The sequence below is a fragment of the Ideonella sp. genome, from assembly GCF_035254525.1.
GTDB lineage: Bacteria > Pseudomonadota > Gammaproteobacteria > Burkholderiales > Burkholderiaceae_C > Ideonella.
This window is the reverse complement of the sequence record NZ_DATFAN010000026.1, coordinates 1-21,042: the sequence shown is the minus strand read 5'-3', so window position 1 is coordinate 21,042 and position 21,042 is coordinate 1. Positions and strand designations below refer to the sequence as shown.

At 69.2% G+C, this 21,042-nt stretch carries 23 protein-coding genes and 2 tRNA genes; 13 read left to right on the top strand and 12 right to left on the bottom strand.

All coding sequences use genetic code 11. The features are described 5' to 3' along the window. Positions 1-894: a drug/metabolite exporter YedA gene (gene yedA, locus VJ693_RS02755; protein WP_324151935.1), complete on the bottom strand. Its 894-nt coding sequence runs from the start codon at positions 892-894 to the stop codon at positions 1-3. A gap of 105 nt (positions 895-999) precedes the next feature. On the opposite strand from yedA, the gene VJ693_RS02750 reads away from it, so the two are divergent. The 7 genes from VJ693_RS02750 (at position 1,000) to VJ693_RS02720 (ending at position 5,791) form a co-directional block, all read left to right on the top strand. Further along, positions 1,000-1,467: an Lrp/AsnC family transcriptional regulator gene (locus VJ693_RS02750; RefSeq protein WP_324151934.1), complete on the top strand. Its 468-nt coding sequence runs from the start codon at positions 1,000-1,002 to the stop codon at positions 1,465-1,467. Positions 1,468-1,491: 24 nt separating this feature from the next. Beyond that, positions 1,492-1,992, top strand: a complete 501-nt coding sequence (gene rraA / locus VJ693_RS02745; RefSeq protein ID WP_324151933.1) for a ribonuclease E activity regulator RraA — start codon at positions 1,492-1,494, stop codon at positions 1,990-1,992. 27 nt (positions 1,993-2,019) lie between these two features. Next, positions 2,020-2,096: transfer RNA gene (locus tag VJ693_RS02740), tRNA-Pro, on the top strand. A gap of 84 nt (positions 2,097-2,180) precedes the next feature. Beyond that, positions 2,181-3,020, top strand: a complete 840-nt coding sequence (locus tag VJ693_RS02735) for an alpha/beta hydrolase (RefSeq protein ID WP_324151979.1) — start codon at positions 2,181-2,183, stop codon at positions 3,018-3,020. A 103-nt stretch (positions 3,021-3,123) separates the two neighbouring features. After that, positions 3,124-3,774 carry an RNA polymerase sigma factor gene (locus VJ693_RS02730; protein WP_324151932.1) on the top strand — a complete coding sequence of 217 codons (651 nt, stop codon included), beginning with the start codon at positions 3,124-3,126 and terminating at the stop codon, positions 3,772-3,774. Between the two features lie 29 nt (positions 3,775-3,803). After that, entirely contained in the window at positions 3,804-4,685 is an 882-nt protein-coding gene (locus VJ693_RS02725) for a cupin domain-containing protein (protein ID WP_324151931.1), read from the top strand. Between the two features lie 206 nt (positions 4,686-4,891). Next, positions 4,892-5,791: a hypothetical protein gene (locus VJ693_RS02720; protein WP_324151930.1), complete on the top strand. Its 900-nt coding sequence runs from the start codon at positions 4,892-4,894 to the stop codon at positions 5,789-5,791. 12 nt (positions 5,792-5,803) lie between these two features. On the opposite strand, the gene VJ693_RS02715 is transcribed toward VJ693_RS02720, so the two are convergent. Continuing rightward, positions 5,804-5,880, bottom strand: a tRNA-Arg gene (locus VJ693_RS02715). Positions 5,881-5,918: 38 nt separating this feature from the next. Beyond that, the gene (locus tag VJ693_RS02710) at positions 5,919-6,611 is read right to left on the bottom strand and encodes a glutathione S-transferase C-terminal domain-containing protein (protein WP_324151929.1); all 693 of its coding nucleotides are present in this window, start codon (positions 6,609-6,611) and stop codon (positions 5,919-5,921) included. 50 nt (positions 6,612-6,661) lie between these two features. Here VJ693_RS02710 and VJ693_RS02705 point away from each other — a divergent pair, with 50 nt between their 5' ends. Then, positions 6,662-7,339 carry a hypothetical protein gene (locus VJ693_RS02705; protein ID WP_324151928.1) on the top strand — a complete coding sequence of 226 codons (678 nt, stop codon included), beginning with the start codon at positions 6,662-6,664 and terminating at the stop codon, positions 7,337-7,339. 13 nt (positions 7,340-7,352) lie between these two features. Here the strand turns inward: VJ693_RS02705 and VJ693_RS02700 are convergent, their stop codons facing one another. Genes VJ693_RS02700 through VJ693_RS02690 form a run of 3 tightly spaced genes read right to left on the bottom strand, consistent with a single transcriptional unit; the run spans position 7,353 to position 10,428 of the window. After that, positions 7,353-8,576, bottom strand: coding sequence for an acyl-CoA dehydrogenase family protein (locus tag VJ693_RS02700; protein ID WP_324151927.1), 1,224 nt, complete (start codon positions 8,574-8,576; stop codon positions 7,353-7,355). Between the two features lie 34 nt (positions 8,577-8,610). Further along, positions 8,611-9,687 carry a phosphotransferase gene (locus VJ693_RS02695; RefSeq protein WP_324151926.1) on the bottom strand — a complete coding sequence of 359 codons (1,077 nt, stop codon included), beginning with the start codon at positions 9,685-9,687 and terminating at the stop codon, positions 8,611-8,613. 36 nt (positions 9,688-9,723) lie between these two features. Further along, positions 9,724-10,428 carry a Crp/Fnr family transcriptional regulator gene (locus tag VJ693_RS02690; protein ID WP_324151925.1) on the bottom strand — a complete coding sequence of 235 codons (705 nt, stop codon included), beginning with the start codon at positions 10,426-10,428 and terminating at the stop codon, positions 9,724-9,726. 80 nt (positions 10,429-10,508) lie between these two features. Here VJ693_RS02690 and VJ693_RS02685 point away from each other — a divergent pair, with 80 nt between their 5' ends. Beyond that, the gene (locus VJ693_RS02685; protein WP_324151924.1) at positions 10,509-11,273 is read left to right on the top strand and encodes a class II aldolase/adducin family protein; all 765 of its coding nucleotides are present in this window, start codon (positions 10,509-10,511) and stop codon (positions 11,271-11,273) included. Between the two features lie 6 nt (positions 11,274-11,279). Here VJ693_RS02685 and VJ693_RS02680 read toward each other — a convergent pair whose 3' ends face one another. Then, positions 11,280-12,059: an oxepin-CoA hydrolase, alternative type gene (locus tag VJ693_RS02680; RefSeq protein WP_324151923.1), complete on the bottom strand. Its 780-nt coding sequence runs from the start codon at positions 12,057-12,059 to the stop codon at positions 11,280-11,282. A gap of 301 nt (positions 12,060-12,360) precedes the next feature. Between VJ693_RS02680 and VJ693_RS02675 the strand changes: the two genes are divergently transcribed. Next, a complete protein-coding gene (locus VJ693_RS02675; RefSeq protein WP_324151922.1) occupies positions 12,361-14,007 on the top strand; it encodes a hypothetical protein in 1,647 nt (548 codons plus the stop codon). Positions 14,008-14,017: 10 nt separating this feature from the next. Here the strand turns inward: VJ693_RS02675 and VJ693_RS02670 are convergent, their stop codons facing one another. From VJ693_RS02670 to lptF, 5 genes are read right to left on the bottom strand one after another with little or no spacing between them, the layout of a single operon-like run. Beyond that, positions 14,018-15,190: a pyridoxal phosphate-dependent aminotransferase gene (locus tag VJ693_RS02670; RefSeq protein WP_324151921.1), complete on the bottom strand. Its 1,173-nt coding sequence runs from the start codon at positions 15,188-15,190 to the stop codon at positions 14,018-14,020. After that, positions 15,180-16,124 (bottom strand): CysB family HTH-type transcriptional regulator, encoded by a 945-nt coding sequence (locus VJ693_RS02665; RefSeq protein ID WP_324151920.1) that lies wholly within the window; start codon positions 16,122-16,124, stop codon positions 15,180-15,182. Before VJ693_RS02665 ends, VJ693_RS02670 begins: the two co-directional genes overlap by 11 nt. Then, positions 16,121-16,507, bottom strand: a complete 387-nt coding sequence (locus tag VJ693_RS02660; protein WP_324151919.1) for a CbiX/SirB N-terminal domain-containing protein — start codon at positions 16,505-16,507, stop codon at positions 16,121-16,123. The genes VJ693_RS02665 and VJ693_RS02660 overlap by 4 nt, the downstream gene beginning before the upstream one ends. A 4-nt stretch (positions 16,508-16,511) precedes the next feature. Further along, positions 16,512-17,624 carry an LPS export ABC transporter permease LptG gene (gene lptG / locus VJ693_RS02655; protein ID WP_324151918.1) on the bottom strand — a complete coding sequence of 371 codons (1,113 nt, stop codon included), beginning with the start codon at positions 17,622-17,624 and terminating at the stop codon, positions 16,512-16,514. Continuing rightward, positions 17,621-18,736: an LPS export ABC transporter permease LptF gene (gene lptF, locus VJ693_RS02650; protein WP_324151917.1), complete on the bottom strand. Its 1,116-nt coding sequence runs from the start codon at positions 18,734-18,736 to the stop codon at positions 17,621-17,623. Before lptF ends, lptG begins: the two co-directional genes overlap by 4 nt. 29 nt (positions 18,737-18,765) lie before the next feature. Between lptF and VJ693_RS02645 the strand changes: the two genes are divergently transcribed. From VJ693_RS02645 to VJ693_RS02635, 3 genes are all read left to right on the top strand, one after another. Beyond that, positions 18,766-20,232 (top strand): leucyl aminopeptidase, encoded by a 1,467-nt coding sequence (locus VJ693_RS02645; protein WP_324151916.1) that lies wholly within the window; start codon positions 18,766-18,768, stop codon positions 20,230-20,232. Positions 20,233-20,257: 25 nt separating this feature from the next. Next, entirely contained in the window at positions 20,258-20,692 is a 435-nt protein-coding gene (locus VJ693_RS02640; RefSeq protein WP_324151915.1) for a DNA polymerase III subunit chi, read from the top strand. Positions 20,693-20,832: 140 nt separating this feature from the next. Further along, positions 20,833-21,042, top strand: a 210-nt coding sequence (locus tag VJ693_RS02635; RefSeq protein ID WP_324151914.1) for an ABC transporter substrate-binding protein, incomplete at its 3' end; no start/stop codon positions are given.

Genomic DNA, 21,042 nt, shown 5'->3' with positions numbered 1-21,042 from the left:
CTACTTGCGGCTGCCGACGAGCAGCACCACCCCGGCCAGCACGACGGCGACGGCCGACCACTCGTAGCCGGTCACCGTCTCACCGGCGATCGCCACGCCCAGCAGCATCGCGATCACCGGGTTGACGAAGGCGTAGCTCGAGGCCAGCCCCGCCGAAGCCCGGGCCAGCAGCACCATGTAGGCGTTGAAGGCGATCAGCGAGCCGAACACGACGAGGAAGAACCACGCCGCGACGGCCTCGGCTTGCGGCGGCCAGCTCGGCGCCTCGCCCGTCAGGGCCGACAGCCCCATCAGGACCACGCCGCCGCACAGCATCTCGCTCGCGAAGCCCATCGGGCCCGGTGCGAGCGGCAGGCTGCGCTGGCTCAGCACGCTGCCGATCGACCAGGTCAGACAGGCCACCGCGACGGCGATCAGCCCGTGCGTGCTGGCCTGAAAGCTCGCGCCTTGCGTCAGCATCAGCACGCCGACGAGACCCACGGCGATGCCCGCAGCCTCCAGCCGCCCCGGCTTCACGCCATAGCAGAGATTCACCAGCGCGATCATCAGCGGCAGCACCGCGATGAACGCCACGACCATCCCCGAGCCGACCGAGGTCTCGGCGACCGCCGTGCCACCCATGCCGCCGCCCAGCATCAAGGTGCCGCAGATCAGCGCGTTGCGCCACTGCGCACGCGTGGGCAGCGGGGTGCCGCGCCAGCGCATCCAGGCCAGCAGCAGGGCGCCGGCGGTGATGAAGCGCGTGCCCATCTGGAAGAAGGGCGGAAAGCTCAGCAGGGCGAACTTGATCGCCAGGTAGGTCGAGCCCCAGACCAGCCAGGTGGCGGCGAGGCAGGCGATCAGCAGCGGCGACAGCCCGAAGAGCGGGGCACGGGTGGCTAGGGTGGTCGACATGGCCGAGATGTTAGGGTGCTGCTTGTTCTCTTTCCATGGTTTTCGCAAGGTGATGCGTTGATTCCGCCTTTGATTTGAAGGCAAGCACCGTGCTACGCTTTGTGCATGACTCAAAGCCTCGACTTCGACAGCTACGATGCCCGGATCCTCGCCGAACTGCAGGCCGATGCAAGGCTGTCGATGACCGAATTGGGCCGTCGCGTGCACCTGTCCCAGCCTGCGGTGACCGAGCGCGTGCGCAAGCTCGAATCGGCCGGCGTGATCACCGGCTACCGTGCCACCGTGAACCTGAAGGCGCTGGGCTACGGCATCCGCGCGGTGATCCGCGTCGGGCGCGCCGAGTACGGGCGCATCGTCAAGCTGATCCAGGACACGCCCGAGGTCGTCAATGCCTACAACGTGACCGGCGAAGACAGCTGGGTGCTCGACATCGCCGTGATCGACGTGGCCCACCTCGATGCCGTCGTCTCCCGCTTTTGCGAGCTGTCCGAAACCAGCACCTCGATCATCCTGAAGGTGACGCGCGAGCACCAGCCCATGGGCCCGGCGCGCGGCCCTTCAACGCCTGCCTGAGACCTGAACGACCGGAGCTTCCGAATGACCAGCACGCCCACGCCAACCACCTGCGATCTGTGCGACCGCTTCCGCGATGCGGCCGACCCGGGCTTTCGCGTGCTGCCCGGCGTATTCCGCTCGTTCGGCGGTCGGGCGGCCTTCCAGGGCCCGGTGCGCACGGTGCGCTGCTTCGAAGACAACTCGGTGCTGCGAGAACTGGTGCAGAAGCCGGGTGACGGCGCGGTGATCGTGGTCGACGGCGGCGCCTCGCTGCGTCGCGCGCTGCTGGGCGGCAACCTTGCCAACTTCGCAGCGAGGAACGGCTGGGCCGGCGTGCTCGTCAACGGCGCCGTGCGCGACCTGGCCGAACTGCGCGCCGCCGAGGTCGGCATCTTCGCACTGGGCCACTGCCCCATGCCCACGGCCAAGCGCAACGAAGGTGCGCACGATGAGCCTGTCCGCGTGCAGGGCGAGTGGGTGCGCCCCGGCGACTGGCTCTATGCCGACGAGGATGGCGTGGTCGTCAGCGACCGTCGGCTCTGACGCGCCGGCTACAATGCGCCCCTTCGTCGGGGTGTAGCGCAGCCTGGTAGCGCAACTGCTTTGGGAGCAGTGGGTCGGACGTTCGAATCGTCTCACCCCGACCATCCGTCTGACGGCGGTCGGCCGCCGCACCTGCTGCATCCAACTGCGCCGTCGGTGCGTATCGAAGGGCTGTGATCTTGCCGTCGATGCCGATCTCCATTCGCTCGCCCCTTGCCCGCCGCGCGCTGCGCTGGCTGGCCGCGCTGGCCATCATCCCGCTGCTCTTGTACTCGTTGGCACTCGCCTGGCTGTGGTGGCGCCAGGAGCGGCTGCTGTTCCACCCGGACCCTTGGCCGCGCCAGGACCCGCCGGTGCTGTCGGAGCCGGACGTTCACAGCGTCTGGGTCGACGTGGCGGGCGCCCGGCTGCATGCGCTGCACCTTCGGCAGCCGGCGGCGCGTGGACTGGTCTTCTTTCTGCACGGCAACGCCGGCAACCTCGCCAGTTGGTTCGTCAACGCCGAGTTCTACCGCCGTGCCGGCTTCGACCTGTTCATGCTCGACTACCGCGGCTACGGCCGCAGCAGCGGCCAGATCGGCAGCGAGGCGCAGCTGATGGCCGATGTGCGCGCCGCCTGGCGGCAGGTCGCGCCGCTGTATGCCGGGCGGCCGGTCGTTGTGTATGGCCGCTCGCTCGGCACGGGGCTCGCCGCCCAGCTGGCGGCCGAGGTCAGCCCGGCGCTGACCGTGCTCGTCTCGCCCTATCGAAGCATGGCAGCGCTGGCCGACGAGCAGTTTCCCTGGGTGCCCACCGCGCTGCTGCGCTACCCCCTGCGAACCGACGCCGTGGTGGCCCGCATCAGCGGGCCGCTGTGGCTCGTGCACGGCGAGCGCGACACGCTGATCCCACCCACCCACAGCGAGGCGCTGCGCGAGGCCGCCGGCGCGCGCGCCCGCCTGCTGCGTGTGCCCGATGCCGGCCACAACGACGTGCACGAGTCGCCCAACTACCTGGACGGGCTGCGCGCCGAACTGGACCGCCTGTGATGGCCGGACGAGTTGCGGTCGACCCGTGCCGACTAGCGTAAACCCGCTTCTGCCGCTCGCAGCGACGTGGCGCAATGGGCCGGCGCGAATGCCAGGAGCCAGCATGGACGAGGCGAATGCCGAAGCCCTTGAGCCGGACACGCCGCTCGACGCGGCCGGAACAAGCGTCGCCGTTCACTTCGACGACGCCGGCTTGTGCGAGCTGATCGGCCGCATCGGCCAGCGCGATGACCAGGCGCTGACGCAGCTGTACGACGCGACGGCGGCGCGCGTGTTCGGCCTCGTGAGCCGGATCGTGACGGACGCCGCCACGGCCGAGGAGGTGGTCGAAGACACCTACTGGCAGCTCTGGCGCCAGTCCGAGCGCTACGACGCGGCCCGCGGTCGGCCGTTGACCTGGGTGCTGGCGATGGCCCGCTCGCGCGCGATCGACGCCCTTCGGCGCCGGGAGCGCAAGGCCCACGTGCTGCTGGACGACGATGAGCTGGCCGCGCTGTGCGACGAAGACAGCGCCGGCCCGCCGGACCTGCTGGCGGCCACCCATCACCAGCACCTGCTGCACCGCGCGCTGGCCGCGCTCGATGCACAGCCCCGACAGTTGATCGCGCTGGCCTTCTTCCGCGGCCTGACGCACGAGGAAATTGCGGCCTGCATGGGCCTGCCGCTCGGCACGGTCAAGTCGCAGATCCGCCGCTCGCTGCAGACGCTGAAACAGTGGCTCGCCGATGCCGGCTGCCCGGACCTGCCGCTGTGACGACGCATTCGAAGAAGGAAGGCCCCGCCGTGAACTCCCCGACCCGACTTCATGATCCCATCCGCCCCGCGCCGGACCCGCTGGCCGACGAGCCGGCCTCACTGCTGCAAGGGGCGCTGGTGGATGCCTGGCCTGAGGCCCCGGCCGCGCCCGGCCTGCGCGCGCGCCTGGCCGCCCGCGCCGCGCGCATGGCGCGCGCGAACGCTGCGATGGTGAACGTGCGCCAGCGTGAACGCATGCTGCTCGAGCACAGCGCGCAGCGCACCGTGCAGCAGTTGTACCGCCGTGCCGATGCGGCGGGCGCACAGCGCCCCGGCGAGCCGGTGCGGGTGCGCCTCATCGAGCTGGCCCCACAGGGCGCCTGGCGGCTGCCGGCCGGTGAAGCCGGCGTCGGGCGCGACTGGCTGCTGATTCGCGGCGGCGCCGAGTTGCAGATCGAAGGCGAGGCGGCCTTGGTGCTGGGCCCGCTGGACTACCACGTGCAGAGCGCAGCGGCCAGCCGCGCTCCAGCCTGCGCTTTCGCCGATGGCCAAGGGGCCACGCTGCTGTTGCGCGAGCGCGCGCTGGGCGCGCCGGGGGCAGGGCCCGCGGCGTCGTGCACCTCGCGCGACATGCCCGATCAATGGGAAGACTACGCCCCGCGGATCAAGCGCCGCGTGCTCTGGCGGCACGGGCCGATGGCCGCGATGCTCTGGCTGGCCGAGCCCGGTGCCAGCGTGCCGCAGCACCGCCATGGCCATGACGAGGAATGCCTGATGCTGCGGGGTGACCTGTTCCAGGACGATTACCTGCTGCGCGAAGGCGACTATCAACTGGCGCCCAGCGGCAGCCTGCACCAGTCGGTCGACACCGACACCGGGGCGTTGATCTACGCCCACGGTGATCTGGAGCTGCAGACCATCGGCGACTGAAGGGCACAGCCGCACCGGCCCGGTGCGGCCCGCCTCCGATCGTTTGACATCGCGCAGCCTCCGCGTTGCGCCGAGTCAATCCATGCCCTATGTCCCCCATCCAGACTGGTTCGGCGAAGGTCATGGCGTGCATCGTCGAAGTCAGGGATGCCCATCGCGTTGCCTCGCCGTGAGGCCACACACCAACTGGCGCAGGGAGCAGGCACATGGATGACTCGGACAGCGTCTCGCAAAGCGACATCGGCAGTCGGCGCCATTTCCTTGGGGGCGCTGGCGCTGCGGCCGCGCTGACAGCGATGAGCAGCCTGGCCACCGCGGCACGACCACGCACCTCCACCCTGGTGGGCAGCCCCCTGCGGGCGCGCTACACGATCTCGGGCGACTTCTCGCTGCCCGGAGCCAACGTGGTCACGACGCTGCCGCTGAGCACGACCCTGATGCAGGAGAGTGCCGACGTGGCGCTGCAGACGGACGGGCGAGTGCTGGTCAGGACCACCGGGCAATACCGCCTCATCCTCGGCTGTGACTGGGTCGCCCAGGCCTACACCGACATCGACCGCCGCATGATCGGCATCCGTCGGGCGCCGGGACACCTGCCGAGCCAGGACGATCGACTCGCTTCCGTGGACATCCCGGCATCGGATCCGCCGACCATGGCGCGCTACCAGGGCGAATGGACGCCGGGGTTCGTGGCGATGGGAAACATCGTCACCACCGACATCACGGTATCGCCCGCCGGCATCGTGAAGCCTGGCGATCTGGCCCTGGCCTCGCACACGTCGATCACGGATTCGATCCTCGGCGCCACGGCGGTGGGCGCGCTGATCACGCAGGCCCGGGTCGTGGCTGCCGACAAGATCCGCATCAGCGTGTACAACCCGATGATCCCGGCGGGCGTCGACATCCCGAGCGGCACCCTGAATGTGCTCGGCATGAACGCGGTCGAGCGCAGCGGCCGGTCGAACGACGCCTGGCAGATGCTGCACACCGCCACCGAAGACCTGACGGCCGGCGAGTACATCTACGCCGTCGTGCGGACCAAGACCAAGGGCGACTATGTGCAGGCCACGCGGACGACCTTCCTGCAGATCGAACGCTTCGGCTGACTGGCTGGGACTTGGCCTGCCCGGAGGGACTCGAACCCCCGACCTGCTGCTTAGAAGGCAGCTGCTCTATCCAGTTGAGCTACGGGCAGCTTGGGGGGCGAATTCTAGGCCGGGCGGCGACCGGTCCTCAGTGGCGCGCGTACTGGCGCGGGCCGAACAGCACTTCGCGCGCCTTGTCGTCGGTGATCGGCCGGCGCCGGTCGGCCAGCACCTCGACGCCGCGCAGCACCGCCGGGCGCTTGGAGATCTCGTCGAACCAGCCCTTCAGGTGCGGATAGTCGTTCCAGTCGATGCCCTGGTTCTTCCACGAGCGCAGCCACGGAAAGATCGCGATGTCGGCGATGCTGTAGTCCTTGCCGCCGAAGTAGGGCGAATGCGCGAGGCGGCTGTTCATCACAGCGTACAGCCGCCGTGCCTCGTTGGTATAGCGGTCGATCGCGTAGGCGATCTTCTCGGGCGCGTAGACGCGGAAGTGGTGGGCCTGGCCGAGCATGGGGCCCACGTGGCCGACCTGGAACATCAGCCACTGCATCATCTCGAACTTGCCCCGCGTGCTGTCCGGCAGGAAGCGGCCGGTCTTGCTGGCAAGGTAGAGCAGGATCGCGCCGGATTCGAACAGCGAGATCGGCTGCCCATCGGGCCCATCGGGGTCGATGATGGCCGGGATCTTGTTGTTCGGGCTGATCGCGAGGAACTCGGGCCGGAACTGGTCGCCATTGCCGATGTCCACCGGGATCGTACGGTACGCCAGGCCGCACTCTTCCAGCATGATGTGGACCTTGTGTCCATTGGGCGTGGCCCACGAATACACTTCGATCATGTCCTCGTCTCCTCGGGCTGGTTCGGCGTTGCTCGGACTCTAATCCAACCATGCTGAAGTTCATCAGGCAACGGTTGTTTCGCGCGAGCAGCTTCGAAGGCCGCGAATCGCTGCAGGCCTGGTGCGAGTCGTCCGGCTGGGCGATGCGCGGCATTCGCGAGCAGGAAGGCTTCGTGATCGACACGCGCTCGGGTGAGCTCGAGGGCCGCATCGAGTGGGGCCCATCGCAACGCCGCTACCTCGGTTCGCACGAGTTGCGCCTGCGAGGCGAGCTGGCACTCGGGCCCGAGATGCATGCGCTGGTGATGCCGCGCGCGCTGATGGAGACGGTCGAGAGCGAGCTGTTCAGCCAGTTCGTCGGCGGTGTGCAGACGCGCCTGGACGAAGAGACTCCCGAAGAGATGCGCTGGCTGGCGATGTCACCCAAGCTCAGCGCCGGCCTGCTGGGCGAGCTGAAGGGCCACTATGCCGGGGTCAGCAGCCACGTGCCCTGGTTGGCGCATTGGCTGCGCGGCCCGCTGGGCGATGCGCTGTTGCAGCGCGCGACCGGCCCGGCCGAGCTGGCGCCGCCGTTCGCGCTCATCGCCCACCGGGGGCGCCTGACCTTGCGCGTGGCCCAGCCGGATCCCGACGTGGCCTCGGTGCAGGCGGCCATGGGCCTGTTCGAGCTCGCGCTCGGCCAGGCGCGCCTGGCCGTCCAGGCGGCCGGCGACAGCCCCGGCGAATAGGCTCGCGTTGCGCTCAGGCTGCGGCCGGGCGCTTGCCGAGCTCGAGCTTGGCAATGGCGTTGCGATGCACTTCGTCCGGGCCATCGGCAAAGCGAAGCGTGCGGGCCTGGGCGTAGTAGAAGGCCAGCGGGAAATCCTGGCACATGCCGGCCCCACCGTGCGCCTGGATGGCCCAGTCGATGACCTGGCAGGCCATTTGCGGGGCCACGACCTTGATCATCGCGATCTCGGCCTTCGCGGCCTTGTTGCCGGCCACGTCCATCATCCAGGCGGCCTTGAGCGTCAGCAGACGGGCCTGCTCGATCATGCAGCGCGCCTCGGCGATGCGCTCCTGCGTCACGCCGTGCTGCGCGATCGGGCGGCCGAAGGCGACGCGCTTGAGCGCGCGGTCGCACATCAGGTCGAGCGCGCGCTCGGCCAGGCCGATCAGTCGCATGCAGTGGTGAATGCGGCCGGGGCCGAGGCGCCCTTGTGCGATCTCGAAGCCACGGCCTTCGCCGAGCAGGATGTTGCCGGCCGGCACGCGCACGTTGTCGAACTGGATCTCCATGTGGCCGTGCGGGGCGTCGTCGTAGCCCATCACCGTCAGCGGGCGAATGGGCTTCACCCCCGGCGTATCCATCGGCACCAGGATCATCGACTGCTGCGAGTACTTCGGCGCCGACGGATCGCTCTTGCCCATGAAGATCAGGATCTTGCAGCGCGGGTCGCCGGCGCCGCTGGTCCACCACTTGCGGCCGTTGATGACGTATTCCTCACCCTGGCGCTCGATGCGGGCTTCGATGTTGGTTGCGTCGCTCGAAGCGACCGCCGGCTCGGTCATCGCGAAGCCGGAGCGGATCTCGCCGGCCAGCAGCGGCAGCAGCCAGCGCTGCTTCTGCTCCTCGCTGCCATAACGCACCAGCACTTCCATGTTGCCGGTGTCCGGCGCGGAGCAGTTGAACACCTCGCTGGACCACAACACGCGGCCCATCAGCTCGGCCAGCGGGGCGTACTCCTGGTTGCTGAGGCCCGCGCCATGGTCGCTCTCGGGCAGGAACAGGTTCCACAGCCCCGCCGCCCGTGCCTTGGGCTTGAGCTCCTCGATCACCTGCAGGGGTGTCCAGCGCTTGCCGGCCCGGGTGTTGGCCTCGAGTTCGGCCCAGTAGCGGCCCTCGTTGGGGTAGATGTGCTCGGCCATGAAGGCCGAGACGGCGGCGCGCAACTCTTGGGTGCGGGGGGAGTAGCCGAAGTCCATGAGGGTTCCTCGTGCGTGTGAGCGTGAAAGAAGGTCAGGCCTGCTGGGCGAACTGCCAGGCCAGGCGCGCCAGCTCGGGCGCGGCATCACCGGTGGCGCGTGCCTGGCTGCTGGCGGCGGTGCCGTCGAGCAGCCGCTTGGCAATGCCCTGCGCGATGGCCGACAGGCGGAACAGGTTGTAGGCGAGGTAGAAGTTCCAGTCGGCCATCACCGCGTCGACGTCGCTGCGGCCGGTGCGCTCGCAGTAGCGGCGCACGTAATCGCGCTCGCTCGGGATGCCGAGCGCCACGTGGTCCAGCCCGGCGATGCCGCGGAACACGCCGGCCGGGATGTGCCAGCTCATGCAGTGGTAGCTGAAATCGGCCAGCGGGTGGCCGATGGTCGACAGCTCCCAGTCGAGCACCGCGGTGATGCGCGGCTCGGTGGGGTGGAAGATCAGGTTGTCGAGACGGTAGTCGCCATGGACGATGCTGACCTGCGACTGGTCGCGCGCGCTCGCCGGGATGTTCGCCGGCAGCCAGTCGAGCAATCTGTCCATGGCCGGGTTCGGGCCGGTCACCGAGGCGAGGTACTGCTTGCTCCAGCGGCCGATCTGGCGCTCAAAGTAGTTGCCGGGCTTGCCGTAGTCGGCCAGGCCGACGGCGGCCACATCGACGTTGTGCAGCGCGGCGATCACGCGGTTCATCTCGTCGTAGATCGGGCCGCGCTCGGCGGGTGTCAGGCCGGGCAAGGACTGATCCCACAGCACGCGACCGGCGACGAACTCCATCACGTAGAAGGCGCGGCCGATGATGGCCTCGTCCTCGCACAGCAGCTGCATGCGTGCGACCGGTACGTCGGTGGCGTGCAGCGCTGCCATCACGCGGTACTCGCGGTCGATCGCATGCGCCGAGGGCAGCAGCTTGGCCGCCGGGCCGGGTTTGGTGCGCATCACGTAGGCCGCGCCCGGCGTCACCAGCTTGTAGGTGGGGTTCGACTGGCCGCCCTTGAACTGCTCGACGCTCAAGGGGCCGGCGAAGGCCGGCAGCTTCTGGGCGAGAAAGGCTTCGAGCGCCGCCACGTCGAAGGCGTGGCTGGCGGCAACCGGCTTGGTCCCGGTGTACTGTTCCATCGGTTCATCCTCGGGGCCGGATGAGCCGACCCGGGTTCAGCGGTCGGTGACCGCCATGAGCTTCTCGCGCGACAACACGACGAGCCGCGTGGGCTCGACGCGCAGCACACCGTCGCGCTCGAGTTCCTTCAATTCCTGGTTCACGCGCTGGCGCGAGGCACCCAGCAACTGGGCCAGGTCTTCCTGCGCCAGTTGCAGGCCGATGCGGATCTCCTCGCCCTGCGCGATGCCGTAGCTCTTGGCCAGCAGCAGCAGTTGCTTGGCCAGGCGTGCGGCAAGCGGCTTGGTGTTCAGGTCTTCGATGAGGTTGAACATCAGTCGCAGTCGCCGGCAGTTCAGCCGCAGCAGCGCGTCGTAGAGCTCCACATGCTGCGCCAGCAGTTCCTTGAAGTCGCCCTTTCGCACCACCAGCAGCGTGGTCGCACCATGTGCGCTCGCGTCGTGCGTGCGCGGCAGCCCATCGAACAGTGCAATGTCGCCGAACCAGGTGCCCGGCTCCACATACGTCAGCGAGACCTGCTTGCCCGACAGCGACACGGAGCTCACGCGCACCGCGCCCTTGGCCACGCCCACCCAGTCTTCGGCCGGCGTGCCGCGCGCTGCCAGCGGCGCGCCATCGGCGAGACGGCGCACCGTAGCGCGTGCCAGGATGGCCGCTCGCAGCGTCGGGGAGAGCGATGAAAACCATGCGCCGGCTTCGATGTTGTGTCTCTCGTCGATTGTAAGAATCGGGGTATTCATCATTTGTCCCTGATGCGACAGCAAGCGCATCATCGCTCTCGGTATTGTCCACAGTGTTTCGTCACCGAGGAGACATCACCATGAGCAACGAAACCCACCATGCGCCGCCGGCCGGCTGCACGCCCGAGGAATGGCAAACCCGCGTGGACCTCGCCGCCGCATACCGTCTGGTGGCCCTGTTCCGCTGGGACGACCTGATCTACACCCACATCAGCGCCCGCGTGCCGGGGCAGGGCCACGCCTTCCTGATCAACCCCTACGGCATGATGTTCGAGGAGATCACCGCATCGAGCCTGGTCAAGGTCGATGTCGATGGCCGCAAGCTCGACGACTCGCCGTATCCGGTGAACCCGGCGGGCTTCACGATCCACAGTGCCGTGCATGCCGCGCGCGACGATGCGCAGTGCGTGCTGCACACCCACACGCTCAACGGCGTGGCCGTCTCGGCGCAGCGCGATGGCCTGCTGCCGATCTCGCAGCACTCGATCTTCGTGCTCGCGAGCCTGGCCTACCACGACTACGAAGGCGTCGCACTGCGCGACGACGAGAAGCCGCGCCTGGTGCGCGACCTCGGCCGTGCCAACTACCTGATGCTGCGCAATCACGGCCTGTTGACCGTGGGCACGACGATCGCCGATGCGTTTCAGGCGATGTACTTCTTCGAGGCCAGCTGCGCCATCCAGGTGCGCGCACAGGCGGGCGGCGTGCTGACGACGATTCAACCCGAGATCATCGCCACCGCGCAGGCGCAGGCGGCGCAGGTCACGAAGGGGCAGGGCGGCAACCTGGCGTGGCCGGGGCTCAAGCGCCGGCTCGACCGGCAACTGCCCGGCTACGACCGCTGAGGGCCGTCACCTGAAATCCGGTCGCCGCTTCGCGAAGAAGGCGGCCAGCCCCTCGCCGCCGTTGTCGTGGAAGAGGTTGGCGACGAAGGCATCGCGCTCGGCGTCCAGCTGCTGCTGCAGCGGGCGCTCGGGCCCGGCCTGGACCAACTCTTTCGCGCTGGCCACGGCGTTGGGCGCCATGGCCGAGAGCTGGCGCGCCAGGGCCAGCGCCTGGGCCAGCGCCTGCCCAGGCTCGGCCAGGCGGTTCACCACGCCGAGGGTGTGCAGCCGTTCGGCGCCTTGCGGTTCGGCCAGCCACACCAGTTCCAGCGCCAGCGCGCGGGGCAGGGCGCGGGCGAGGTGCCAGGTCGAGCCGCCGTCGGGCGACAAGCCGACCTTCGCATACGACATGACGAAGCGTGCATCGGTGGCCGCGACGATCAGGTCGCAGGCCAGTGCGAGCGACATGCCACCGCCGGCCGCGAAGCCTTCGACCGCAGCGATGATCGGCTTCGGGAAACTGCGCATCGCATCGACCAGCGTGTGGAAGTTGTCGATCGAGGCGGCTTGCGCTTCGGGTGGCCGCTCGCGTGCGCCGCCGATGCGGTTCAGGTCGCCGCCCGCGCAGAAGTGCGCCCCATCGCCCCGCACGATGACAGCGCGTACCTCGGGGTTCTGGTCGGCCTGGTTCAATGCCTCGATCGCCGCGGTGACGGCCTGCGGCGACAGCGAGTTGCGCGTGGCCGGGTCCGACAGGGTCAGGATCAGCGTGCGGTCTTCTTGGGCAGTGAGCAGCTCGGAAGGCATGGGGGGGCGGCGTTGATCGCGGGGCGGCCCGCACAGTGAGGCCGGGGGCGATTCTTGCACCCCGATGTGGAGGCTGCACAGAGGACAACGACCTCGCGTGTCGGAGGCTGAATGCGTAAGCATTCGTGATAGAGTGAATTTTCAATCCGAACCAACAATGCCCCTAGGCATGCCCCCACGAGCGACCGCGCTGATCCTTGCCTGTGCTGCATCAGCAGTGGCCCTCGAAGCCCAGGCCATCGGATTCGGGCATGTCACGACCGCTGCGGTTCTCGGGCAGGCGCTCAATCTGCCAGTGCCCGTGCACCTGGAACCGGGCGAACACATCGGCCCCGAATGCGTGTCGGCCGAAGTGAGCTTCGGCGAGACCCATCTCGCGCGCGACAAGGTCCGCGTGCGGCTCGAGCCGGCAGCCGGCGGCGGCGCCGCGGATGCCGACTGGGTGGCCCGCGTGATCACCAGCCATGTGGTCGACGAGCCGGTGATCGAGATCGTATTGACCGTGGGCTGCGACCGCCGCTTCTCGCGCCGCTTCGTCGCGCTTGCCGATCCACCGTCAATGACGGCGCAGACGCCCCTGAACCTACCCGCGCCGGCCGCCACCGGCGTGACGCCGCTCGCGGCTGCCGACACAGACAGATCGGCCCCGTCTGCACCGGCGGCGCGCGTGCCGGCGCCTGCGGCCGACCGGCGCCATGCCCGCGCCACCGCGCCCGCCGCCGACACCGCGTCTGCGCCGTCCAGGGTGCGCGCGGCAGGGCGCCGCAACGCGGCCACGGCGGCCGCGCGAGCACCTGCCCCCGCGGGTGGTGCTCGCCTGCTGCTCGACGCGGCCGGCCCGCGCCTGAAACTGGACATGGAGGACCCGCTGCTGTCCGCGTCCGCGTCCGCTTCAGGTGAACCGGCAGCGAGCGCAGCGGCCGTGGCGGAGCCAGCGTCCGGGGCCGAGCGCGTGCGCGTGCTCGAGAAGGCAGTGGCCGACCTGCGCCGCGAATCGCAAGCTGAGCGAGAGACGACCGGCGCACTCCAGGTGCGCCTGGCCGAGGCCGAATACCGCAGCCGCGCGGTGCCCTGGTTGGCCAGCCTGCTGTTGCTGGCGCTCGGCGTGGCGGCATGGCTCACGTTGCGCCTGCGGCGGCAGCAGGACGCGGCCGCCGTCGGCGCGCCGCATTGGTGGACGCCCGAAGCCGCCGAGCCGGAACCCGCCGCCGGAATGGCCGAACCGGCCGAACTCGGACCGCTCGATCTGCCGCTGCCGCGCGAGATGCCCCCCCTGACCGAGGCGACCCCCACCGCGCCGATGCCGGTGACGCTGTCCCTCGAGCGCGATCTGCTGCCCGCGCCACGCTCGCCCGAGCCGCCGTATGAGCGCACCACGGCGCTGGCCGGCCCGGCACCATTCGCGGTGATGGATACGGGCGCCGCCGAACTGGCGATGTCGCGCGAGGTCTCGGTCGAAGAGCTGCTGGATCTGGAGCAGCAGGCCGACTTCTTCATCGCGCTGGGCCAGGAGGATGCGGCGATCGACCTGCTGATGTCGCACCTGCGCAGCACCGGCGGCCTGAGCCCCTTGCCCTATACGAAGCTGCTCGAGATCTACCGCCGGCAGGGCGACCGCGAGGCCTACGAGCGGATCCGCGCGCGCTTCAACCGGCGCTTCAACGCCTATGCGCCCGACTGGGACGCCGGCCCGCTGAGCGGCCGGGCGCTCGAAGACTATGCGCAGGTCGTGCAGCACCTCCAGGCACTGTGGCCGCAGCCGCTGGATGCGATGGCGATGCTCGAGGCCATGCTGTTCCGCAAGGACGAGGCCCACGAGCTGTTCGACCTGCCGGCCTACAAGGACGTGCTGCTGCTGTACGCCATCGCGCGCGACCTGTGGCAGCAAGGCGGCGGCCGCCAGCCAGCCATCGATGTGCTGCTGCCGCTGGGCGAAGAAGCGGCCTGATCGGCGGTTGCTACAGGCGCGCCAGGCGGCGCAGCGCTTCGTCCAGCGTCGCGTCGGTCTTCGCGAAGCAGAAGCGCACCAGCGGGCGCTGCGGCGCTTGCGCGTAGAAGGCCGACAGCGGAATCGCTGCCACGCCCACTTCCGCCGTCAGCCACTCGCAGAAGGCCTGGTCAGGCAGGTCGCTGATGCGGCTGTAGTCCACACACTGGAAGTAGCTGCCGGCACAGGGCAGCAAGTCGAAACGCATGGCGGCCAGGCCGGCGCGAAAGCGGTCGCGCTTGCGCTGGTAGAAGGCCGGCAGCTCCAGGTAGCGGGCGGGCTCGGCCAGCCAGGCGGCCAGGCCGTGCTGCATCGGCGTGTTGACCGTGAACACGTTGAACTGGTGCACCTTGCGGAATTCGGCCATCAGCGGCGCCGGCGCGGCCACGTGGCCGACCTTCCAGCCGGTCACGTGGTAGGTCTTGCCGAAGCTCGAGATCACCAGGCTGCGCGCAGCAAGCTCGGCATCTCCGCTGACGCTGGCGTGCGGCGCACCGTCGAAGACCATGTGCTCGTAGACCTCGTCCGACAGCACCAGCACGTCGGTCGGCCGCAGCAATTCGGCGAGCCGGCGCCGGTCATCGGCCGGCCAGGCGGTGCCGGTCGGGTTGTGCGGCGTGTTGACGATGATCGCCCGCGTGCGCGGCGACAGTGCCGCGGCGAGGCGGTCGAAGTCGATGCGAAAGCTCGCCGGATCCAGCGGCACCCGCACGACGCGGCCACCGGCCAGCGTGATCGCAGGGCCGTAGCTGTCGTAGCAGGGCTCGAGCACGATCACGTCGTCGCCGGGATGCACGAACGCGAGCACGGCGGTGAGAATGCCCTGGGTGGCGCCGGCGGTGATGGTGACCTCGGTGTCCGGGTCGTAGCGGTGGCCGTACTGGCGCTCGATCTTGGCGGACAGGGCCTGCCGCAGCGCCGGCACACCGGGCATCGGTGGATACTGGTTGTGGCCGGCGCGCATCGCGGCGGTGACGGCGTCGACCAGCCCGGGGTCGCAATCGAAATCCGGGAAGCCCTGGCCGAGGTTGACCGCGCCGTGCTTCTGGGCGAGCGCCGACATCACGCTGAAGATTGTCGTGCCCACCTCGGGCAAGCGGCTGGCGAGCACCGGCGTGCGCGGCGTGGCGAGTTCAGAGTTCATAAGCGTCCCCGGCGCTGCCCATGGCGCGCTCGATCAACGCGCGCGACAAACGGTCGGACAGCAACTCGGCAAAGTTCAACACGAAGCTGCGCAGGTAGGCGCCGCGACGGAACGCAACGCGGGCGGTGTTGCGGCCGAACAGGTGGCCCGCCGGCTTCCAGACCAGCCCGCTGTCGGCCGGCTCGGCCTTCATCGCCATCTCGGCAATGATGCCCACGCCCAGTCCGCTGCGCACATAGGTCTTGATCACGTCGGAGTCGATCGCCTCGAGCGCGATGTTCGGCTTCAGGTGCCGCAGGGCAAAGGCCTGGTCGATTCGCTTGCGGCCGGCGAAGGCCGGCTGGTAGGAGATCAGCGCCTCCCCGGCGAGTTGCTCGAGCGTGGGCCGTTCGACGGCGGCCAGCGGATGGTCGGTCGGCACGACGATCACGTGCTGCCACTCGTAGCAGGGCAGGGTGACCAGATCATCGTAGTCGGCCAGGGATTCGGTCGCCAGGCCGATGTCGGCCGTGTCCTCCAGCAGCATCTGCGCCACCTGCTCGGGGGTGCCCTGGTGCAGACTCACCTGCACCTTCGGGTAGCGCTTGCGCAGCATCGCCACCGGCTCGGGCAGCACATAGCGGGCCTGGGTGTGGGTGGTGGCGATCGACAGGCGCCCGCTGTCCTGCTTGGAGAACTCCTCGCCGATGCGCTTGAGGTTGGCGACCTCGCGCAGGATCAACTCGACCGATTTCAGCACCTGCTGCCCCGGCTCGGTCACCCGCTTCAGCCGCTTGCCGTGGCGCACGAAGATGTCGACGCCGAGCTCTTCCTCGAGCTCGAGAATGGCCTTGGAAATGCCCGGCTGCGAGGTGAACAGCGCCTTGGCGGTTTCGGTGAGGTTGAGGTTGCGGCGGACGGCCTCCTGCACGAAGCGGAACTGGTGCAGGTTCATGCATTCTCCTGGCCGCCGGCGGCGATTGGCTCGACAGCGATCTGCGCGAGCGCCTCGACCAGGCGACCCGATTCGCCCACCGCCGGGCGCAGTGTCCACTGCACGGTCGGGTGGGCGCGGCGCAGCCGCTCCAGGCGCTCGGGCAGGTCCTTGCGCACATGGCCGCCGGCGCCGAGGAACAAGGGCAGCACCGCCACCTCGCTGCAGCCGGCCTGCACCAGGGCCTGCCCGGCGGTGGCCAGGTCGGGCTCCAGAAACTCCAGGAAGGCGACCGACACGGCCAGATCGGGCTGCAGGGCCCGCACCCGCTCGGCGACCTGCTGGAAGGGCTCGGCCCAGCGCGGGTCGCGGGCGCCGTGGGCAAAAAGGATCAGACCTTGCATGGGCTCAACGGTACCGCACCAGCCAGGTGAACGCCGCCATCGACATCAGCAGGTACAGCAGGCTGGGCAGCGCCGAGGCGAGCCACGGTGTCCAGTCGCGCAGAAGCCCCAGGTGGCCGACCACGTTGTTCAGCAGCACGAAGCTGATGCCCAGCATGATGCCGCCGAAGACCTTCAGGCTGATGCCGCCGGCGCGTGCATGCAGGTAGGCGAAGGGCAGGGCCAGCGCCACCATCACGATGCAGGCCAGCGGGTAGAACGCGCGGCGCCAGAACTGCAGCTCGTAGCGCTGCGCGGCCTGCTCCTGGTGCTGCAGGTGCCGGCTGTAGCGCCACAGGTCGATGGTGGACATGCTGCGGATCGGCGAGATGGCCGCAGCGACCACGTTCTCTTCCAGCGTCGTCGGCCAATCCAGCTGATCCAGGCGGCGGTTGGTGACCAGGCCCTGGTCCCCTCGGGGCCATTCGGTCAGCTGCACATCCTGCAGCCGCCACACCGACTGGCCCTGGGCCCGCTCGGCCCGGCCCGTGGCCGCCTGCAGGCGCCGCAGCAACTCGCCGGCGCCATCGTGCTCGAAGATGCGGATGCCGCGCATCTGCCCGTCGGTGCTGGTGCCTTGCACGTTGATCGAGATGCTGCGCTCTTCGTCGCCGCTGCCTCGTCGCTCCTTCAGCCAGGCCCCGGTGCGGCCGAGCGCCTGGCCACCCCGCAAGCGCGTCTTCAGCGCCGCCGCCTGCTGCTCGCCCAGCGGCGCCACGTACTCGCCCATCACGAAGGTCAGTACCCCCATCACGACGCCGAGGGTCAAGAGCAGGCTGAGGGCCCGCCCGGGCCCGAGGCCGCCGGTTCGCAGGATCGTGAACTCCGACGATTGGGCGAGCCGCGCCATGGCGTAGATCGTGCCGATCAACACCGCGATCGGGAACAGTTCGTAGAAGCGGCCCGGCAACTCGAACAGCGCGGCCAGCGCCGCATGCCAGACGGTGTAGCCCTGGCGGCCCACGCCCTCGAGCTCCTCGAGAAAATCGATGAAGAAGAACAGTGACAGGAAGGCGATCGCCACGAAGACGACCGACCAGACCACATCGCGGTACAGGAGGCGGCGAACGGTCTTCATGCGCTCGCCCCGGCGCCTGCCCGTGCAGCGCGCGCGGCAGGCCACAGGTGCAGCACGGTCGCGTGATCGCGCCACCAGATCAGGCCCAGCGCCGCGGCGAAGGCCAGCGCGTGCAGGCCCACCAGGGCCGCGCCCATGCCGACCCGGCCGGCCGCGACCCAGGCCTGGCTCAGGTTGATCAGGTTGTAGTACACGACGAAGGCCAGCAGAGCGAACAACAGGTTCCAGTTGCTCGCGCGGCGCGGGTTGCTGGCGGCCAGGCCGATGCCGAGCAGCACGAGGTTGGCGGCGCCGAACAGCAGGCCCAGGCGCCAGGTGAGCTCGGCGTGGTTCTTCGGCTGCGAATCGCGCAGCAAGGCCAGCGTCGACAGGGCCTTCGGCGGCACGTTGTCCGCCGTACGGGCACGACCCGGATCGACCAGCACCCGCAGGTGCTCGAAGCTCAGGCGCGCATGCTCGCCAGTCTGGTTGTTCTGCTCGCTGCGGTGGCCCGAATCGAGCATCAGCACGCGGTCGTCGCCTTCGGCCTCGATGCGGCCGGCGCGGGCGGTGGTCACGCTCTCGCGGGCTGCGCTGCGGCCGAGCAGGAAGACGTTGCGCCCGACGCCGGCGGCGTCACCTTCGCGCTCGATGAAGAAGACGCGGCTGCCGTCGGCCGAGGATTGGAAGCTGCCCGGAGCGACGCGGGCGAGGTCGGAGCGCTGCTCGTAGCGCACCCGCAGCTCGTTGGTCTGCTGGTTGCCCCAGGGCCAGACCAGAAGCGCCAGCAACCCCACCACCAGCAGCACCGGCGTGCCGGTGCGCAGCACGGGCCGCACGAAGCGCGCCAGGCCGACCCCACTGCTGAACCAGATCGCCATCTCGCTGTCGCGGTACATGCGCCCCAGGCTGATCACGGTCGCGACGAACAGTGACAGCGCCAGCATCATGGGCAACTGGCCGAGCGCGGTGTAGCCGAGCAGCAGCACCACGTCCTGCGGCGCCACCGCGCCATTGGCCGCCAGACCCAGCGTGCGAATCAACATCATCGTCAGCACGATGGTGAGGATGACGACCAGCGTCGCCCCGAAACTGCGCGCCAGTTCCTTGCGAACAGTCGAATCGAATAACATCAAAAGATCGCTTTCATACGAGACGGATTATGAACTTTCAAGCTCTTGCGACCCCGGCTGGCGGGCTCGGCACCGTGGCGGCGGACGCACTGATCGTGGTGCTTCCCGCCGACGGCAAGGCGGGCACCGGAGACAAGGCGCTGGATGCGGCGATCGCCGCGGCCACCAAGGCCGGCGACTTCGAGCGCAAGGCCGGCCGCACGCTCTACCTGCACAGCGCAGAGGGCGTGAAGAGCGGTCGCGTGCTGCTGAGCGGAGCTCGCGATGCATCGGCCAAGGCCTTTCGCACGGCTGTGGCGCAGGGCATTGCGGCGCTGAAGGGGCGTTCGGTGCGTCACCTCGCCGTGGCGCTGGCCGGCAATGGCGTGACTGCCGCGCATGCCGAAGCGCTGGCCATCGTGGCCGAGCAGGCCGGCTACGTCTACCAGCACACCAAGCCCAGCGCCGAGGCCATCCCGATGCCCGCCAAGGTGAGCCTGGTGACCGACAAGGCGGAGCTCGCCGAGGTCAAGCAGGGGTTGGTGCAGGGGCAGGCGATCGGCGCCGGCGTGGCGCTGGCGCGCGAGTGCGCCAACCGGCCGGCCAACTTCTGCACGCCCACCTTCCTGGGCGAAGAGGCCAAGCGCATCGGCAAGGAATTCCGCCTGGACGTGCAGGTGCTGGACCGCAAGGCGGTCGAGAAGCTGGGCATGGGTTCCTTCCTGTCAGTGGCGCGGGGCTCCGAGGAGCCGCTGCGCTTCATCGTCATGCAATACCACGGCGCGGCCAAGAAGGACGCGCCGATCGTGCTGGTCGGCAAGGGCATCACCTTCGACACCGGTGGCATTTCGCTCAAGCCTGCCGCCGAGATGGACGAGATGAAATTCGACATGGGCGGCGCCGCCAGCGTGCTGGGCACGATGCGCGCCATCGGCGAGCTCAAGCCCAAGGTCAACGTCGTGGGCCTGATCCCGACCTGCGAGAACATGCCCAGCGGCATCGCGACCAAGCCGGGCGACGTGGTCACCAGCATGTCCGGCCAGACGATCGAGATCCTCAACACCGACGCCGAAGGCCGGCTGATCCTGTGCGATGCGCTGACCTACGCCGAGCGCTTCAAGCCCGCGGCGGTGGTTGACATCGCCACGTTGACCGGCGCCTGCGTGATCGCGCTGGGCCACCACCATGCGGGCCTGTTCTCGCCTGACGACGCGCTGGCGGGCGAATTGCTCGAAGCCTCGCGCAGCGCCGAAGACCCGGCCTGGCGCATGCCGCTGGATGAGGAGTACGACGAAGCGCTGAAGAGCAACTTCGCCGACATGGCCAACGTGGGCTCGCGTGCCGGCGGCTCGATCACCGCGGCCAAGTTCCTGCAACGCTTCACCAAGGCCTACCCGTGGGCCCACCTGGACGTGGCCGGCGTGGCGTACAAGGGCGGCGCCAACAAGGGCGCGACCGGTCGACCGGTCGGCCTGTTGACGCACTTCGTGCTGTCGCGGGCGGGGCGCCAGGCCTGAGGTCGGGGCGCTAACCGATCTGCCCGTGGCCGAGGTGGTTTTCCTCACCGGCGTGGTCGACGTGATCGACTTCGCCGGCCGGCTGCTGCGCAAGAAGCAGCGTGAGGCAGCACGCGTGGCGGTCTACGGGCCGCCGGCTGTGCTGCAGCGGCTGGACCAGGCGCTGTGGGTCGCCGAGCCGCTCGAGTTCACGCCACACGTGCTGCTGCGGCAGGCGGCGCCGCTGCCGGCGGCCGCGGTAATCGAACGCACGCTGCTTTGGCTGCTGCCGCAGCCCCTGCCGGCGCTGCGCTGCGACTCGGGTGTCAACCTTGGCGCCGAGGGGCTCGAGCTGGCCCGCGCCCACGATCGCGTGGCCGAAATCGTGTCGCAAGACCCGGCCGAAGTCAGTGCCGGGCGGGCCCGCTGGAAGCGCTACGAAGCGCAGGGCCACACGCTGGTGCATCGGCCGCAAACATAGCGCCAGCGCGGTGCGCCGACGGGGTATTCCCGAGTTTCCAGGCGATTGGGACGCGCGTTTTTTTGGAGTATCGTGGCTCGCCCGTTGAGAGCACTTCAACCCACGTTTTCTCAACATATCCCAACCGGAGGTTCTTACCTATGCAAGTCAAACTGAATGTGGTCGTTGCGGCTGCGGCTGCCTTGTTGGCCGGCTCGCTGCATGCGCAGGAGCTGGTCGTCAAGATCGGCCACGTCGGCCCGACCAGCGGCGCGATCGCGCACCTGGGCAAGGACAACGAGAACGGCGCGCGCATGGCCATCGACGAGCTCAACGCCAAGGGCGTGACCATCGGCGGCAAGAAGGCCAAG